The sequence below is a fragment of the Streptomyces sp. cg40 genome (genome assembly GCF_050320165.1).
In the GTDB taxonomy this organism is placed as follows: domain Bacteria; phylum Actinomycetota; class Actinomycetes; order Streptomycetales; family Streptomycetaceae; genus Streptomyces; species Streptomyces hokutonensis.
In genome coordinates, this window is the sequence record NZ_CP190128.1 from 2,163,790 (window position 1) to 2,178,768 (window position 14,979).

General features: G+C 69.6%; 15 protein-coding genes. 11 read left to right on the forward strand and 4 right to left on the reverse strand.

What is annotated here, in order from left to right:
* Positions 1–57 precede the first annotated feature (57 nt).
* Together ACQHII_RS09570 and ACQHII_RS09575 are read left to right on the forward strand one after the other, a co-directional pair.
* Entirely contained in the window at positions 58–1,116 is a 1,059-nt protein-coding gene (locus tag ACQHII_RS09570; protein WP_427918875.1) for a 2,3-butanediol dehydrogenase, read from the forward strand.
* Between the two features lies 1 nt (position 1,117).
* Positions 1,118–2,272, forward strand: coding sequence for an acyl-CoA dehydrogenase family protein (locus tag ACQHII_RS09575; RefSeq protein ID WP_427918876.1), 1,155 nt, complete (start codon positions 1,118–1,120; stop codon positions 2,270–2,272).
* 49 nt (positions 2,273–2,321) lie between these two features.
* On the opposite strand, the gene ACQHII_RS09580 is transcribed toward ACQHII_RS09575, so the two are convergent.
* Entirely contained in the window at positions 2,322–3,035 is a 714-nt protein-coding gene (locus tag ACQHII_RS09580) for a TetR/AcrR family transcriptional regulator (RefSeq protein ID WP_427918877.1), read from the reverse strand.
* Positions 3,036–3,176: 141 nt separating this feature from the next.
* Between ACQHII_RS09580 and ACQHII_RS09585 the strand changes: the two genes are divergently transcribed.
* Complete coding sequence (locus tag ACQHII_RS09585) at positions 3,177–5,165, forward strand: alpha-ketoacid dehydrogenase subunit alpha/beta (protein ID WP_427918878.1); 1,989 nt, start codon at positions 3,177–3,179, stop codon at positions 5,163–5,165.
* 66 nt (positions 5,166–5,231) lie between these two features.
* Here ACQHII_RS09585 and ACQHII_RS09590 read toward each other — a convergent pair whose 3' ends face one another.
* Positions 5,232–6,278: a cyclase family protein gene (locus ACQHII_RS09590; RefSeq protein ID WP_427918879.1), complete on the reverse strand. Its 1,047-nt coding sequence runs from the start codon at positions 6,276–6,278 to the stop codon at positions 5,232–5,234.
* A gap of 156 nt (positions 6,279–6,434) precedes the next feature.
* Here ACQHII_RS09590 and ACQHII_RS09595 point away from each other — a divergent pair, with 156 nt between their 5' ends.
* Both ACQHII_RS09595 and ACQHII_RS09600 read left to right on the forward strand, forming a co-directional pair.
* Positions 6,435–6,833, forward strand: coding sequence for a nuclear transport factor 2 family protein (locus ACQHII_RS09595; protein WP_427918880.1), 399 nt, complete (start codon positions 6,435–6,437; stop codon positions 6,831–6,833).
* 46 nt (positions 6,834–6,879) lie between these two features.
* Entirely contained in the window at positions 6,880–7,278 is a 399-nt protein-coding gene (locus ACQHII_RS09600; RefSeq protein ID WP_427918881.1) for a nuclear transport factor 2 family protein, read from the forward strand.
* A gap of 60 nt (positions 7,279–7,338) precedes the next feature.
* On the opposite strand, the gene ACQHII_RS09605 is transcribed toward ACQHII_RS09600, so the two are convergent.
* Positions 7,339–8,967, reverse strand: coding sequence for a flavin-containing monooxygenase (locus ACQHII_RS09605; RefSeq protein WP_427918882.1), 1,629 nt, complete (start codon positions 8,965–8,967; stop codon positions 7,339–7,341).
* 228 nt (positions 8,968–9,195) lie between these two features.
* On the opposite strand from ACQHII_RS09605, the gene ACQHII_RS09610 reads away from it, so the two are divergent.
* Genes ACQHII_RS09610 through ACQHII_RS09635 form a run of 6 tightly spaced genes read left to right on the forward strand, consistent with a single transcriptional unit; the run spans position 9,196 to position 14,130 of the window.
* Positions 9,196–9,606: a carboxymuconolactone decarboxylase family protein gene (locus tag ACQHII_RS09610; RefSeq protein WP_427918883.1), complete on the forward strand. Its 411-nt coding sequence runs from the start codon at positions 9,196–9,198 to the stop codon at positions 9,604–9,606.
* 54 nt (positions 9,607–9,660) lie between these two features.
* Complete coding sequence (locus tag ACQHII_RS09615; RefSeq protein ID WP_427918884.1) at positions 9,661–10,401, forward strand: SDR family NAD(P)-dependent oxidoreductase; 741 nt, start codon at positions 9,661–9,663, stop codon at positions 10,399–10,401.
* Between the two features lie 44 nt (positions 10,402–10,445).
* Positions 10,446–11,663: an NAD(P)/FAD-dependent oxidoreductase gene (locus ACQHII_RS09620; RefSeq protein WP_427918885.1), complete on the forward strand. Its 1,218-nt coding sequence runs from the start codon at positions 10,446–10,448 to the stop codon at positions 11,661–11,663.
* A gap of 17 nt (positions 11,664–11,680) precedes the next feature.
* Entirely contained in the window at positions 11,681–11,875 is a 195-nt protein-coding gene (locus tag ACQHII_RS09625; protein ID WP_427918886.1) for a ferredoxin, read from the forward strand.
* Between the two features lie 58 nt (positions 11,876–11,933).
* Positions 11,934–13,175, forward strand: a complete 1,242-nt coding sequence (locus ACQHII_RS09630) for a cytochrome P450 (RefSeq protein WP_427918887.1) — start codon at positions 11,934–11,936, stop codon at positions 13,173–13,175.
* A gap of 37 nt (positions 13,176–13,212) precedes the next feature.
* Entirely contained in the window at positions 13,213–14,130 is a 918-nt protein-coding gene (locus tag ACQHII_RS09635) for an SDR family NAD(P)-dependent oxidoreductase (protein WP_427918888.1), read from the forward strand.
* 46 nt (positions 14,131–14,176) lie between these two features.
* On the opposite strand, the gene ACQHII_RS09640 is transcribed toward ACQHII_RS09635, so the two are convergent.
* Positions 14,177–14,905 (reverse strand): class I SAM-dependent methyltransferase, encoded by a 729-nt coding sequence (locus ACQHII_RS09640; RefSeq protein ID WP_427918889.1) that lies wholly within the window; start codon positions 14,903–14,905, stop codon positions 14,177–14,179.
* Positions 14,906–14,979 lie beyond the last annotated feature (74 nt).

A 14,979-nucleotide genomic window follows, 5' to 3' on the forward strand; every position in this document is an offset into this window, starting at 1 on the left:
CCGCCGCGTGGGCGCGACCAGCCACAACGAACCCGCAGACGAAAGGGGTGGACAAACATGGAGGCACTCGTCTGGCACGGTGCACAAGACCTACGTCTCGAAGAGGTACCCGAACCACCCGACCCAGCCCCACACGAGGCCGTCGTAGAAGTGTCCTGGTGCGGAGTCTGCGGCACAGACCTGCACGAATACCTAGAGGGCCCCCACATGATCCGAGAGGGCCCCCACCCCCTCACCGGCACCAAGCCACCCCTGGCCCTCGGCCACGAACTCAGCGGCACGGTAGTCGCGTTGGGCACCCCCGTACCCGGGATCGGCATCGGCGACCGCGTAACCGCAGACCCGGTCTGGCGCTGCGGCACCTGCTTCTGGTGCACGCGCGGCGAGTACCACATCTGCCCCAAGAGCGGCTCGGTGGGCCTCGCCTCCCCCGGCGGCTTCGCGGAACGCGTCACCGTCCCCCTCGCCGGCCTGACCCGCCTCCCGGACAACGTCAGCGACGAACTGGCCGCCGTGGCGGAGCCGTTGGCGGTAGGCCTGCACGCGGTCACCCGCGCCGGTGTCAAACCGGGCGACAACGTCCTGGTGGTCGGCGGCGGCCCGATCGGCGTGGCAGTCGTCCTGGCCGCCCAAATCGCGGGCGCCGCGGGCCTGTTCGTGAGCGAACCCCTGGCCGGCCGCCGCGAGATGCTGCTCGGCATCGGTGTCACCGAGGCCTTCGACCCGCGCGCGAGCGACGTACGGCGCGAGGTGTTCCTGCGCACGAACCGCATCGGCCCGGACGTCGTGATCGACGCGACCGGTGTGCCCGCGCTCGCGGGCCAGGCCGTGTCGATCGTGCGGCGCGGCGGACGGGTCGTACTGGCCGGGGTCGGGCACGGCAGCGTCGAGTTCGACATGGGCCAACTCGTGTTCTACGAGCGGTCGGTGGTCGGCACACTCGGCTACAACTTCGACATCCCGCGGGTGATCGATCTGATGAGCACCGGACGGCTGGACGCCTCCGCCCTGATCACCGGCCGTTTTCCGCTCTCGGGAGGAGCCGGTGTCTTCGAGGACCTGGCCGCCGACCGGGCCAAGCACCTGAAGGTGCTGCTGACCCCGAAGGGACTGTGACATGGACTTCGACCTGCCCGAGGAGACCCTCGCTCTGAAGGACATGGTCCGCGAGTTCGCGGCCAACGAGATCACGCCCCACGCGGCCGAGTGGTCCGAGAACGAGGTCTTCCCCACCAAGATCTTCACCAAGCTCGGCGAACTCGGCCTGATGGGCATGCTCGTGCCGGAGGAGTACGGCGGAGCGGGCTCGGACACGGTCACCTATGTCGCGGTGATGGAGGAACTCGGCGCCGCCGACCAGTCGGTGGCCTCCTCGTGGAACGCGCACTCGACGATCGGCACGCTGCCGTTGCTCGCGTACGGCACCGAGGAGCAGAAGCACTGCTGGCTGACCCCGCTGGCGAAGGGCGAGGCGATCGGCGCGTTCGGGCTGACCGAGCCGGACGCCGGCTCCGACGCGGCCGGGATCGCGACCACCGCCCGCCGCGCGGACGGGGGTTGGGTGATCAACGGCACGAAGATGTTCATCACCAACGCGGGCACCGACATCAGCCAGGGCGTCACCCTGCTGGCCACGACCGGCAAGGGCGCGGACGGCCGCAAGGGGTACGCGACCTTCTACGTGCCGACGGGCACGCCCGGTTACACGGTCGGCGCGAAGCTGAAGAAGCTGGGCTGGCACGCCATGGACACAAGGGAGTTGGTGTTCACCGACTGCTGGGTCTCCGACGACCATCTGATCGGCGAGGAGGGCAACGGGCTGCGGCAGTTCCTGTCCGTGCTCGACGGCGGCCGGATCAGCGTGGCCGCGCTCGGCCTCTCACTGGCCAAGGCCGCGCTGGCCCTCGCGGTCAAACACGCCAAGGAACGGCACCAGTTCGGGCGTCCGCTCTCCGACTTCCAGGCCGTGGCCCACAAGATCGCGGACATCGGTACGGAGTACCAGGCGGCCCGCTGGATGGTGTACCGAGCCGCGTGGCTCGCCGACCAGGGCCGCCCGCACAGCACGGAGGCCGCGATGGCCAAGCTGTACGCCTCCGAGGTCGCCAACCGGGCCGCCTCGCAGGCGGTTCAGATCCACGGCGGCTACGGGTACGTACGCGAGTCGGAGATCTCCCGTTTCTACGCCGACGCCAAGATCCTGGAGATCGGCGAGGGCACGAACGAGATCCAGCGCAATGTCATCGCCAAGGCCCTCGTCAAGGGCGCGTGAGGCGACGGGTCCCGTGGTGCGCCGAAGCGGCGGCGCACCACGGATCCGGTCAGCTCGCGACGGAGACCGACTCCGACTCCCACAACGCCTCGGGATCGAGGGGCAGTTCGGGCCGGGCCCGCTTGAACTCGGCGGACAGGGCCTCCATGTCCGGGAGTTCGCCCACGTCGGCGGCGAAACCGCGGAAGAGGGTCGCGCAGTACTCGCCGGACAGGAACGAGGCGTCCCAGCTGCCGCCCGGCCGCACCCACTGGTAGGTGTGGTTGTGCAGGTTGAGGAACTGGAGGGTGGCCAGGTGCGGTTCGACCGCGCGGAAGGTCCCCTCCTCGACGGCCTCGGTGAGCAGCCCGGTGATCAGGTGCTCGAAGTCGGCGCGCTGCCGCAGCACGATCTCCAGCTCGTCGCCGCTGAGGCTGCGGTAGTCGTGCTCGTAGACCCAGATGTGGTCGAGCCGGCGGAAGATGATCGTCAGCAGCGACTCGGACAGCAGCCGCAGCCGCAGCAGCGGCACCTCGTCGAGGGCCGCGATCTCCTTGGCGCGGGCCAGCAGCGGGCCGAGCACCCGCGACTGGATCTCGATCAGCAGGTTCTCCTTGGAGCCGATGTAGTAGTACAGGGCACCCTTGGCGAGCCCGACCGCGCGGCCCAGGTCGTTGATGGAGGTCGCCGCGTAGCCCTGTTGCGCGAACAGGGACGCCGCGGTGTCGATGATCTTCTGGCGTCTGACTTCGAAGCCCGGCCCATGACCCGGCGGTCGTGGCATGTCTTCTCTCCCCTGGCTGTGACGACGTGCGTGCTGTCCCGGGCCCGCACAGGCGGCGCGCTGCGGCACGCCTGGGGGAAGCGGCCCCGGGGACGTCGCTCTAGTTTGCTAGACCAAACGGTACATTAAAGCGAGGACCGTATGACTCAGGCATCGCACCACATCGGAACCGGCACCGGCATCGCACAGACGGACCAGCTCCTGGAGATGTACCGGCGGATGCGCCGCATCCGCCGCTTCGAGGAGCGGGCCTCCGACCTCTACAAGGCGACGGAGATCCCGGGCTTCCTGCATCTGTCGATCGGCCAGGAGGCGAGCGCCGTCGGCGCCTGCTGGCCACTGGGCCCGCGCGACGGCATCACCTCCACCCACCGCGGCCACGGCCACGTCCTGGCCAAGGGCCTGGACTCGGCGTCGATGATGGCCGAGCTGATGGGCAAGGACGCGGGCACCTGCCACGGCCGCGGCGGCTCGATGCACATCGCGGACCCCGGCCTCGGGATCTACGGCGCGAACGGCATCGTCGGCGCCGGCCTCCCGATCGCCGCCGGGGTCGCCACCGCCGCGAAACTCCGGGCGGCCGGTGACGTGGTGGTGGCCTTCTTCGGGGACGGGGCGGTGGCCCAGGGCATGTTCCACGAGGCCGTGAACCTGGCCGCCGTATGGGATCTGCCGGTCGTCTTCCTCTGTGAGAACAACCACTACTCCGAGTTCTCCCCGGAGTCCGAGCAGCACCGCGCCCCGCTCTCCGCGCGCGCCGCCGGATACGGCATCGAGTACCAACACGTGGACGGCAACGACGTGTTGGCGGTGGCGCAGACCATGACCGGGCTGGTCGCGCGGCTGCGCGCGGGCGGCGGTCCGGTCCTGCTCGAAGCCGAGACCTACCGCTGGCACGGCCACTACGAGGGCGACCCCGAGCGCTACCGCCCCGCCGAGGAGGTCGCCGCCGCCAAGGAGCGCGACCCGCTGCTGATCGCCCGCCGCCAGCTCGACGCGGCGGCGGCCGACGCCGTGGACGAGGAGATCGACAAGGAGATCGAGGCGGCGATCGACTGGGCGCGGAGCCTGCCGGAGCCCGCCCCCGAGACCCTGCACGACTACGTCTCCGCGCCCCGTCCCGCCGTCGCCGAGCCCGCGCCGCTCCCGGCCGACGCCGAGATCTTCCGGTCCATGGACGCCGTACGACTGGCCCTGGAGCACGAACTCACCACGGATCCAAGCGTGTTCGTGGCCGGCATCGACGTCGGCGCGGGCGGCAACGTCTTCGGGCTCACCCGCGGACTCGCCCAGGCCTTCCCCGGCCGGGTGCGGGACACCCCGATCAGCGAGAGCGCCATCGTCGGTACGGCGGTGGGGGCGGCCATGGCCGGGATGAAGCCGGTGGTGGAGATCATGTACATGGACTTCATCGGCGTCTGCCTCGACATGCTCCTCAACCAGGCCGCCAAACTCCGCTTCATGACCGGCGGCCGGGCCTCCATGCCGCTGGTCGTCCGCACCCAGTTCGGGGCCGGCCGCTCCTCGGGCAGCCAGCACTCGCAGAGCCTGGAGGCCATCCTCGCGCACATCCCCGGCCTGACGGTCGTGATGCCGTCCAACCCGGCTGACACGTATGGCCTGTTGCGCGCCGCGATCCAGGACCCCAACCCGGTGGTGTTCGTCGAGAACCGCCTCCAGTACGGCCTCAAGGGCCCCAAGCCTCCCGTCGACCACCTCATCCCGCTCGGCAAGGCGAAGGTGATCCGCGAGGGCACCGACCTCACGCTCGTCTCCTGGTCGCGGATGGTCCAGGACGCCCTGGCCGCCGCCGAGTTGCTCGCGGGCGAGGGCATCAGCGTCGAGGTGATCGACCTGCGTACGATCGCCCCGCTGGACCGCGAGACCGTCCTCGCCTCCCTCGCCAAGACCAACCGCCTGGTCATCGCGCACGAGGCGGTACGGGACTTCGGCGTCGGCGCGGAACTCTCCGCGATGGCCGTGGACGAGGGCTTCTGGCACCTGGACGCCCCGGTCACGCGCGTGGCCCCGCCGTCCGTCCCGGCGCCGTACGCCCCCTCGCTGGAGCACGTCTGGCTGCCCTCTCGGGACACAATCGCGGACACGGTGCGCAGGATCGCCGCGGTATGACGAGGCGCACGGGAAGGGCCCCCAGAATCTCTGGGGGCCCTTCCCGTCGTAGCGGCTGTCAGGCGGTCAGACGGTCGCGACCGGTGTCAGCGGACTGCCCTGGGTGCCGGGCAGGTTGAGCGGGGGCGCGGTGAGCAGGAAGCGGCTGCGGTTGTGCTCGCGGAGCCAGGCCGCGAGCTTCTCCAGGTACCACAACTCGCCCAGCGGGACGCCGAGTTTGAAGAGGCAGAGGTGGTGGATCGGCAGCAGCGTGTGCCGGCCCTCGGCCTTGGTGACGCCGACGCCCTCGACCGCGTAGTTGTCCGAGATCAGGGCCGACATCTGCGACTCGGTGATCCAGTTCAGGATCTCCGGGTCGTCCGCGTCGAGGTAGGCGGCGGTCTGGTGGATGGCCACCGGGTCCGGGTTCTTCTCCCAGGCGAGGATCTGGGTGGCGAATCCGGTGTGCAGCAGGACCATGTCGCCGGGCTCCACGACCACGTTGTCCGCGGTCATGATGTCCTGCAACTGCTTGAAGCCGACCGGCTGGTAGCCGGTGCCGAGGTGGTGGGCGATGTCGATGAGGACACCGCGGCCCTGCACGCCCTGCTCGGCCATCTTCTCCAGACCGAGGTGCCGGGCGAAGCTGACGCTGCCGCTGCCGTCGCCCTTGGCGTCCTCCTGCGGGCCCACGAGGTGCTCGCCGGGACGGAACCCGTTGTAGTAGACCGGCTCGGCGATCCCGTCGCCGTCCGCGTCGAACTCGGCGCCCTGGTGCGCGAGGGAGTCCCACTGGGTCGAGTACTGGAGCCACAGGGTCACCACGTCGTCCGACCACACGTCGATCAGCGAGGGGTCGATCTGCTCGCGGGCGACGACGTTGTAGAAGGTGTCCTGCTTGTGGGCCAGGTCCTCGGTGGGCCTGAGGATCGGCGGGTAGCGCCGCTGGTTCAGGGCGGTCCCGCCCGGATAGTCGAGCGGCAGGCTCAGGCTGAAACTGACCCCGGCCTCCACCTCGCGGACCCCTTGCAGAACCTTCTCGGGGGTGAGCAGGTTGATGCGGCCCAGTTCGTCGTCCTCGCCCCAATCGCCCCACGTCGAGCCCGGCGGACGCTGCTTCCAACGCTTCGTCATGATCACGCCTCCTTCGGCGACAGTCCCCGTTGACCAGCCGCCCGCATGTTATTTGTGATTGTACCGATCGGTCAACGAATCCTGCGCAACCCCCTCCCTTTATCTTCGACTCATCAATAGACTGAGTGGTCGAAACACCCGACCTTGGAGCGAAGAATGAGCGAATCCACACAGGCGTGGGTCGTGGCGGGCGTACGGGCCGTGCTCGGCGCGCACACCCAGGCCCAGGACGCCGGCCGTACCGACGAGATCGCCGCGCTGTACACGCCCGACGCCGTCCTGGAGATCCCCGGGATGGACCCCGTCGAGGGGCGCGACGCGATCCACGCGGCCTTCAAGGGCTGGGAGCCGGTCCAGCCGCAGCTCCACCTGGTGACCAACACCGTCGTGACGTCCACGGGCGAGGACGAGGCCCGCGCGCTGAGCGACGTGGTCTTCCTCCAGCGCGGCGAGGCGGGCTGGGCGATCGGCGTGGTCGGGCACTACGACGACACCCTGCGCCGTCAGGACGGTACGTGGCTGCTGCAGCGCCGGAAGACGACGTACCAGGCGTAACAGCCGTCACCCGCAAGTCTGTTGACCTTCTCGACCTTGGAGTGAGATGACCACCACGATCAACGCGTCCGTCACGGCCGCCGTGCAGACCGCCATCGCCGCCTACGCCCAGGCCCTGGACGCCGGACGGACCGACGACATCGCCGCCCTGTACACCGCCGACGGCGTCGCCGAGATAGTCGGCATGGCCAGGTTCGAGGGCCGGGAGGCGATCCGGCAGGGCTTCGGCGGCTTCTCGCCCCAGGCACCGCAGCTGCACCTGATCGCCAACACCGTCGTCACCTCCGCGACCGAGGACGAGGCGACGGCCACCAGCAACCTGGCGTTCTTCGCGCGCGGCGAGGCGGGCTGGACCGTACAGATGGTCGGACGCTACGACGACGTCCTGCGCCGCGAGGACGGCACCTGGCTCTTCAAGCAGCGGGTCACGACCTTCGCGGAGTAGCGCGCGGGGACCCGTATGCCCGTGCCGCCCACGTCCAGGGCGGCACGGGCATACGGGCGTTCAGGCGTCCGGATTCTCGGCCTTGGAGAGCACGAAGGTCGGGAAGCCGTTCTGCTTGACGGCGCTGACCGCCTCCTGGAGCGCCCACCGGCCCGTCGGGTTGAGGAGCTGCTTGACCGGCTTGCCGGGGATGTTGCCGCCGGAGAAGTAGGTGCTCTCCAGGAAGGAGGACATGGTGCTGGTGTTCATGGTGTGCGTCCACTCCTCCTCGGCGGCCTCGGTGACCTCGACGATGTCGTAGCCGCTGTCGCGCGTGTGGACGATGGTGTCGACGACGAAGTCCACCTGGTCGCCCGCGTAGCGCGGGTTGTTGCCCGTCGCACCGTGCGGGCCGCCGGGGAAGAAGAAGTTGGGGAAGCCGGCCGTCACGGTCCCGAGGTAGGTGCGCGGGCCGTCCGACCAGTACTCCTTCAGCGGGAGGCCCTGACGGCCCTGCACACCAAGCCTGTTGAGGGCGCCGGTGCCGAAGTCGTAGCCGGTGGCCCAGATGATGATGTCGAACTCCTCGACACCGTCGGCGGTTTCGATGCCGTCCTCGGTGATGCGGGTGATCGGCGTCGTGTTGATGTCGACGAGGGAGACGTTCGGCTTGTTGTACGTCTCGTAGTAGCCGGTGCCGAAGGGGGGCCGACGGCCGCCGTAGCCGTGCCCCTTGGGGATCAACTTGTCGGCGGTCTCCGGGTCCTTGACGATGCTGCGGATCTTGTCGGCCATGAACGCGCACCACTCGGCGTTGACGGTCTCGTTCGACAGCATGTCCATGTAGTGCTCGGTCAGCTTGGTGAAGCCTGGACCGTTCCACCGCTCCTCGTAGAACGCCTGGCGGTCCTCGGGGCTGTCGTCGAGGCCGGAGCGCATGACGATCTGGTGCAGGAAGCCGCTCGGCGAGGTGTTCAGCGTGTCCCGGATGGACTCGAAGTTGGCCTTCAGCTCGGCCTGTTCCTCGGACGGGATCGGCCCGTTGTTGAGCGGGGTGAGCCAGTCGGCGTCCTTCTGATACACCGTCAACTGTGCTACGTCGTCGGCGATCGCGGAGATGATCTGCACCCCGCTGGAGCCGGTGCCGATCTGGGCGACCCGCTTGCCGGTGAAGTCGACGGGCGTCTTCGGCCAGCGCGAGGTGTGGTGCTGCTCGCCGCGGAAGTCCTCGCGTCCGGGGATGCCGGGGATGAACGGCACCGAGAGGTTGCCGGTGGCCGCGACGACGTAGCGGGCCCGGACCTCGGTACCGTCGCTGGCCCGGACGGTCCAGGTGCCGGAGGGCTCGTCGAAGACGGCCGAGGTGACCTTGGCGCCGGTGCGGATGTCGCGGCGCAGGTCGAACCTGTCGACCACGTGGTTGAAGTAGCGCTCGATCTCGGGCTGGCCCGCGAACCGCTCCGACCACTCCCACTCCTCCCACAGCTCCTTCGAGAAGAGGTAGCCGTAGGTGTAGCTCTCGGAGTCGAAGCGCGCCTCGGGGTAGCGGTTCCAGTACCAGACGCCGCCCACGCCGGTACCGGCCTCCAGGAGCCGCACCGAGAACCCGGCCTCGCGGGCGGTGTACAGCTGGTAGATGCCGGTGACGCCGGCCCCGATGACGAGGACGTCGACCCGGTCCTGGACCGCCGGCTTCGAAGTTTCGCTCATTTGCGCTCCATGGTGACTGGGGCTGCGGCTCCCACATGAGCCTGGTTTGATAGTTCGACCAGTCGGTCGAATATTCAGACCGAGAGTAGATGAGGGACTTGGCCCGATCAATGGCGATGACGGAGAGAGCTTGGACCAGCCATATCCGCGACAGGCATTGATTGTACCGACCGTTTGATCTAACTTTCGTTTGGGACGAATGCAATCCGCATGCACCGGGAGTCGCGCATGAGCGCCGAAGACGTCAAGGAAACCACCGATCTGCGCGTGGCGGGGCTGAAAGCCCTCCGTGCCGCACTGCCCGGGGTGGTGCCCGCCGAGGGCGATCTCGACATGCGGGACGGCAAGCTCGGCGAGGACCTCGTCGAGATCGGCCTGTCCACCGTGTGGGGCGCGCTGTGGGGGCGCGAGGGTCTGACCCCGCGTGACCGCAGCCTCGTCACCCTCGGCATCCTGATCGCGCTCGGCGCCGAGACCGAGCTGAAGACCCACGTCCGGATCGCCCTGACCAACGGGGTGACCAGGGACGAGCTGGCCGAGATCATCTACCACTCGGCCGGGTACACCGGTTTCCCCCGGGCGGTGGCGGCCCGCAGCGCAGCCCGTGAGGCCCTGGGCGAGGCACTGAGCGAGTACTGAACGAACCACCGGTGCCCGTTCTCCGGCACCGCGCACGAGCGCAAGGGAGCGCACATGTCACTGCAGGGAAAGGTCGCGGTCGTCACCGGCGGCGGCCGGGGCATCGGCCAGGCGATCGCCAAGGTGCTCGCGGCCAGGGGAGCCGCGGTCGCGGTGTGGGACCTCAACACCGAGGGCGCCGAGAAGACCGCGGCGGCCATCCAGGAGGCGGGCGGCACGGCGATCGCCGTCTCCGGCGACGCGGCCGAGGCCGGCGCCGTGGCAGCCGCCGCGGCCCGCACCCGCGAGGACCTCGGTCCGGTCACGATCCTCGTCAACAACGCCGGCATCACCGCCTACGAGCCGTTCACCAGCATCTCCGAGGCCTCCTGGGACCGCATGATCGGGATCAACCTCAAGGGCCCCTTCCTGGTCACCAAGGAGATCGTGCCCGACATGCTCGACGCGGGCTGGGGCCGGATCGTCAACATCTCCTCGTCCTCCGCGCAGACCGGCGCGCCCGCGATGGCCCACTACGCGTCGTCCAAGGGCGGCATCATCGCCCTCACCCGTGCCCTCGCCGTCGAGTACATCGAGAAGGGCATCACGGTCAACCACGTGCCGCCCGGCTTCATCGACACCCCCCTGGTCCGCGAGGGCCCGGTCGACGTCGAGGCCGCCGCCGCCACCATGCCGATGAAGCGTGCCGGAGCACCGGACGACATCGCCTACGCGGTCGCGTACCTCGCCTCCGAGGAGGCCGCCTACGTCACCGGCCAGACCCTCAGCGTCAACGGCGGCCGCTACCTCGTGTGAGCACCCGCAAAGTACATCGCGACAACGCTGCAACGGAGCAGAACATGAGCATCGAGGACGACACCGGGGCCGTGGCCCACGTGCTGGTGGTGGGCGCCTCCGCGTCCGGGCTGACCACGGTGGAGGCCCTCCGCCGCAAGGGGTACACCGGCCGGATCACGGTGCTCGGCGCCGAGCCGCACGCCCCGTACGACCGTCCGCCGCTGTCCAAGCAGATCCTCTCCGGTGCCTGGGAGCCCGACCGGGCCTCGCTGCGCACCGAGGAGATGCTGACCGGCCTGGACACCGAGTTCGTGTACGGCGATCCGGCGGTCGGTCTCGACACCTCGACCCGGACCGTGCGCACCGAGTCCGGGCGGGAGCTGAGCGCCGACGCGATCGTGATCGCGACCGGAGTGCGGCCCCGAGTGCTGCCCGGACAGGGCGAGTTGACGGGTGTGCATGTGCTGCGCACCCTCGACGACGCGCTCGCCCTGCGCGCGGATCTGCTCGCCGGGTCACGACTCGTGGTCGTGGGCGAAGGGGTCCTCGGCTCCGAAATCGCCGCCACGGCACGGACGTTGGGCCTGGACGTCACCCTCGCCGGGCCGCTCGCCGGACCGCTGGCCCTTCAGGTGGGCCCGCTGGTGTCGGGGCTGCTGGCGGAACTGCACACCGAGCGGGGCGTACGGCTCCGGCTCGGGAACGGTGTCTCGGGGTTCACCAGCGCCCAAGGCCGCGTCTCCGGCGTCGAGTTGAGCACCGGCGAGGTGCTGCCCGCCGATGTGGTCGTCGTCGCGATCGGGGCGAGCCCGGCGACGGAGTGGCTGGCCGACAGCGGACTGAAACTCGACAACGGCGTGGTGTGCGACGCACGTTGCCAGGCCGCGCCCGGGATCTACGCCGTCGGTGACGTGGCCCGCTGGCACCACGAAGGACTCGGCCGGCTGATCCGGCTGGAGAACCGGACCAACGCCACCGAGCAGGCCATGGCGGTCGCCGGCGCGATCCTCGGGGAGGACCGGCCCTACGAACCGGTGCCGTACTTCTGGACCGACCAGTTCGACGCCAAGCTCCAGGTGCACGGCTTCCTGCCGGCCGATGCCGAAGTTGACGTCGTGGACGGCGAGTTGGCGGCCCGCCGGTTCGTCGCCCGCTACCGCAGCGGCGGCCGGGTCACCGGGATCCTCGGCTGGAACATGCCCAAGCAGGCCAGGCAGCGCCGTCAGGAGATCGTCGACTCGGTCCCCTCCCCCACCCCCGTCTCCTCCCCGGCCCACTGAACGATCAGGAGAGTCCCATGAAGGTTGTCGTCGACGAGGACAAATGCGTCGCCGCCGGGCAGTGCGTCGCCGCGTCCATGGACGTGTTCGACCAGCGTGACGAGGACGGCATCGTCGTCCTGCTCAACGAGAACCCCGGCCCCGAGCTGGCCGACGAGGTGCGCAACGCGGCGGCCGTGTGTCCCGCGCTGGCGATCCGCATCGAGGAATGACCGAGCTTCCCCCAGCTTCCCTCTCGCCTTCCCCCCACCCCCACCTGGAGGAATGACCATGTCCGAGACCGAGACGGATCTCGCCGCGCCGGACGCGGAGATCTTCGACTACCCGGGCGCACGCGACCGGACCTGTCCGTTCGCCCCGCCGGCCGGGCTGCGCGCCCTGAACGAGAAGGGGCCCGTGTCCCGGGGCCGGATCTGGGACGGCTCCACCCCGTGGCTGGTGACGGGGCACGCGGCGCAGCGCGTGATCCTGTCCGATCCGCGGGTGAGTTCGAACGACAAACAGGCCGGGTTCCCGCTGCCGAACGAGGCCATGGCGGAGAACGTCCAGCACCACCCGCTGACCATCTTCAACGCCGACGGCGCCGACCACACCCGCATCCGCCGCATGATGACGGCACCGTTCACCCGCAACCGCATGGAGAAGCTGCGGCCGGAGATCCAGCGCTTCACCGACGAGCTGATCGACAAGATGCTGGCGGGCCCGAAGCCGGCGAACCTGGTGACCGAGCTGTCGCTGCCGCTGCCCTCGATGATGATCTGCGCGCTGCTCGGCGTGCCGTACGAGGACCACGAGTTCTTCCAGGAGTGGGCCTCCTTCGCGACCAGGAGCGACAAGACCGCCGAGGAGGACCGCACCGCCAACGAGAAGCTGGGCGGCTACCTCGCCAAGATGATCCACGCCAAGATGGAGGAGCCGGCCGAGGACGTCATCTCGGACTTCGGCGCGCGGATCAAGGCGGGCGAACTCACCCTCCCCGACGCCACGTTGCTCTGCATGATCCTGCTGATCGCCGGCCACGAGACCAGCGCCAGCATGATCACCATGGGCACCGCCCTGCTGCTCCAGAACCCCGATCAGCTGAAGGTGCTCCAGGAGACGGAGGACCCGAAGGTCGTCGCGAACGCGGTCGAGGAGATCCTGCGCTACACCACGATCCCGGCGCTCGGGCAGCGGCGGATCGCCGCCGAGGACATCGAGATCGAGGGCGTCACCATCAAGGCCGGCGAGGGCATCATCGCCCCGCTGCCGGCCGGCAACTGGGACCCGGCCGCCTTCCCCGAGCCGGAGAAGTTCGACATCAGCCGCGAGGCCCGGCACCACCACGCCTTCGCCTGGGGCATCCACCAGTGCCTCGGCCAGCAGCTCGCCCGTATCGAGCTCCAGGTCGTCTACGGCACCCTCTACCGGCGCATCCCGTCGTTGCAACTCGCGGTGGACTTCAGCGAGTTGCAGTTCCGCCGGGACGACGCGCTGGCCTACGGAATTCAAGAGCTGCCGGTCACCTGGTAGCGGAGCCGCTTCCACCCGCACACAACTGGAGTCACCCATGAGCGAGTTCGGCTTCGAAGGACGCGTCGCCGTCGTCACCGGCGCGGGCCGTGGCCTCGGCCGCGCCTACGCCCGTCTGCTGGCGGAGCGCGGGGCGAAGGTCGTCGTCAACGACCTGGGCGGGTCGATGGAGGGCGAGGGCTCGGACGCCGGACCCGCGCAGAAGGTCGTCGACGGGATCGTCGCCGCCGGTGGCGAGGCCGTGGCCGACACCCACGACGTGTCGACGACCGCGGGCGGTGAAGCGATCATCGGCACCGCGATCGAGAACTTCGGCCGGATCGACGTCCTCGTCAACAACGCCGGGATCATCCGCTACGCGGGCCTGCCGGACATCGAACTCGACAACCTGGAACGGCACTTGGCCGTCCACCTGCTCGGTTCCTTCAACACGATGCGGGCCGCCTGGCCGCACTTCGTGGAGCAGTCCTACGGCCGGGTCGTGCTGACCACCTCCAGCGGCATGTTCGGCATGGACAACAACCTGTCCTACGCCGCCGCGAAGGCGGGCACGGTCGGCATGGCCCGCAGCGCGAAGCTGGCCGGCGAGCCGCACAACATCAAGGTCAACCTGATCGCGCCGGCCGCGATGACCCGGATGGGTGGCGGCCCCGAGGAGGAACCCGCCGAGACGGCCGAGGGCATGCCGTACATGCCGTCGTCGGCCGTGGCACCGATGGTGGCCTACCTCGCGCACGAGAGCGTCCCGGTGAGCGGGGAGATCTACACGGCCGGCGCGGGCCGCTTCGCGCGGCTCTTCCTGGCCTCGACGGAGGGGTACGCGCACGAGGGGGGCGATGCCTCCGTCGAGGACGTCGCCAAGAACTGGGACGCGATCAACGACGAGAAGGGGTACTACGTGCCCGCGGACCTGATGGCGTGGTCCGGGTCGTTCCTCAAGCACCAGTTCGGTTAGGACGGGCAGGGGGAGGCGGTGAGCCGCCCCGCCTCCCCCTGTCGCCTCAGGTGGTCGCGCGGCCCGCGATGTGCCACTTCGACGGCAGCTCGATGCGGGCGCCGTCTGGCCTGAACTCGGTGGTGATCAGGGGGAGTTCACCGCTCGCGAGGATGGTGAGGCCGGCCGCGCGGAGGAGTTCGGGCACCTCGTCGTCGGCCACCTCGCCGGGGGCGATGCCGTGGCGGAGGATCGGGGCGAGCTTCGCGGGCGGTCCCTCCGGATCCTGGGCCAGGCTTCCGATGACCGGACGGGCGGACTCGGCGAGTTCGACGAGGAAGACATGGCCGCGCTCCCCGACGAGCGTGGCGATCCCCTCCACCAGCGGCTGCCGGTCGTCGGGGTCGACCTGGTGCAGCACGCCCCGCATGTAGACGTTGGCGTCGCCGAGTTCGGCGTGCAGCGTCTCGACCTCGGTCTTGTCGGTGGCGTCCAGCAGCCGGTAGGTCGCCTGCCCCGCCGGGTCCGCGTGCCGGGCGTGGTCGATGGCAGCCGCGGACAGGTCGACGCCCACGACGTGGTTGAAGCGGTCGGCGAGGAACCGGGTCTGCGTGCCGTTGCCGCAGCCGAGGTCGATCATCTGCAGGCCCGGGTCCCGCAACTTCGGTTCGAACAGGGCGAGATGGAGTCCCACCGTCTGGGTGGGCGACGCGTCCCAGAAGACGGCTCCCTGTTCCTCGGGCGCCTCGCGCCAGAAACCCTCCCAGGCCTCCCGGTACCGACTGGTCACGCTCATGCCCAACTCCCCAGGATGCAAGGCCGTTCCGCCGTAAGTGACGGGCCAGTACGGTTTATCGCGCCGGGGTCCCG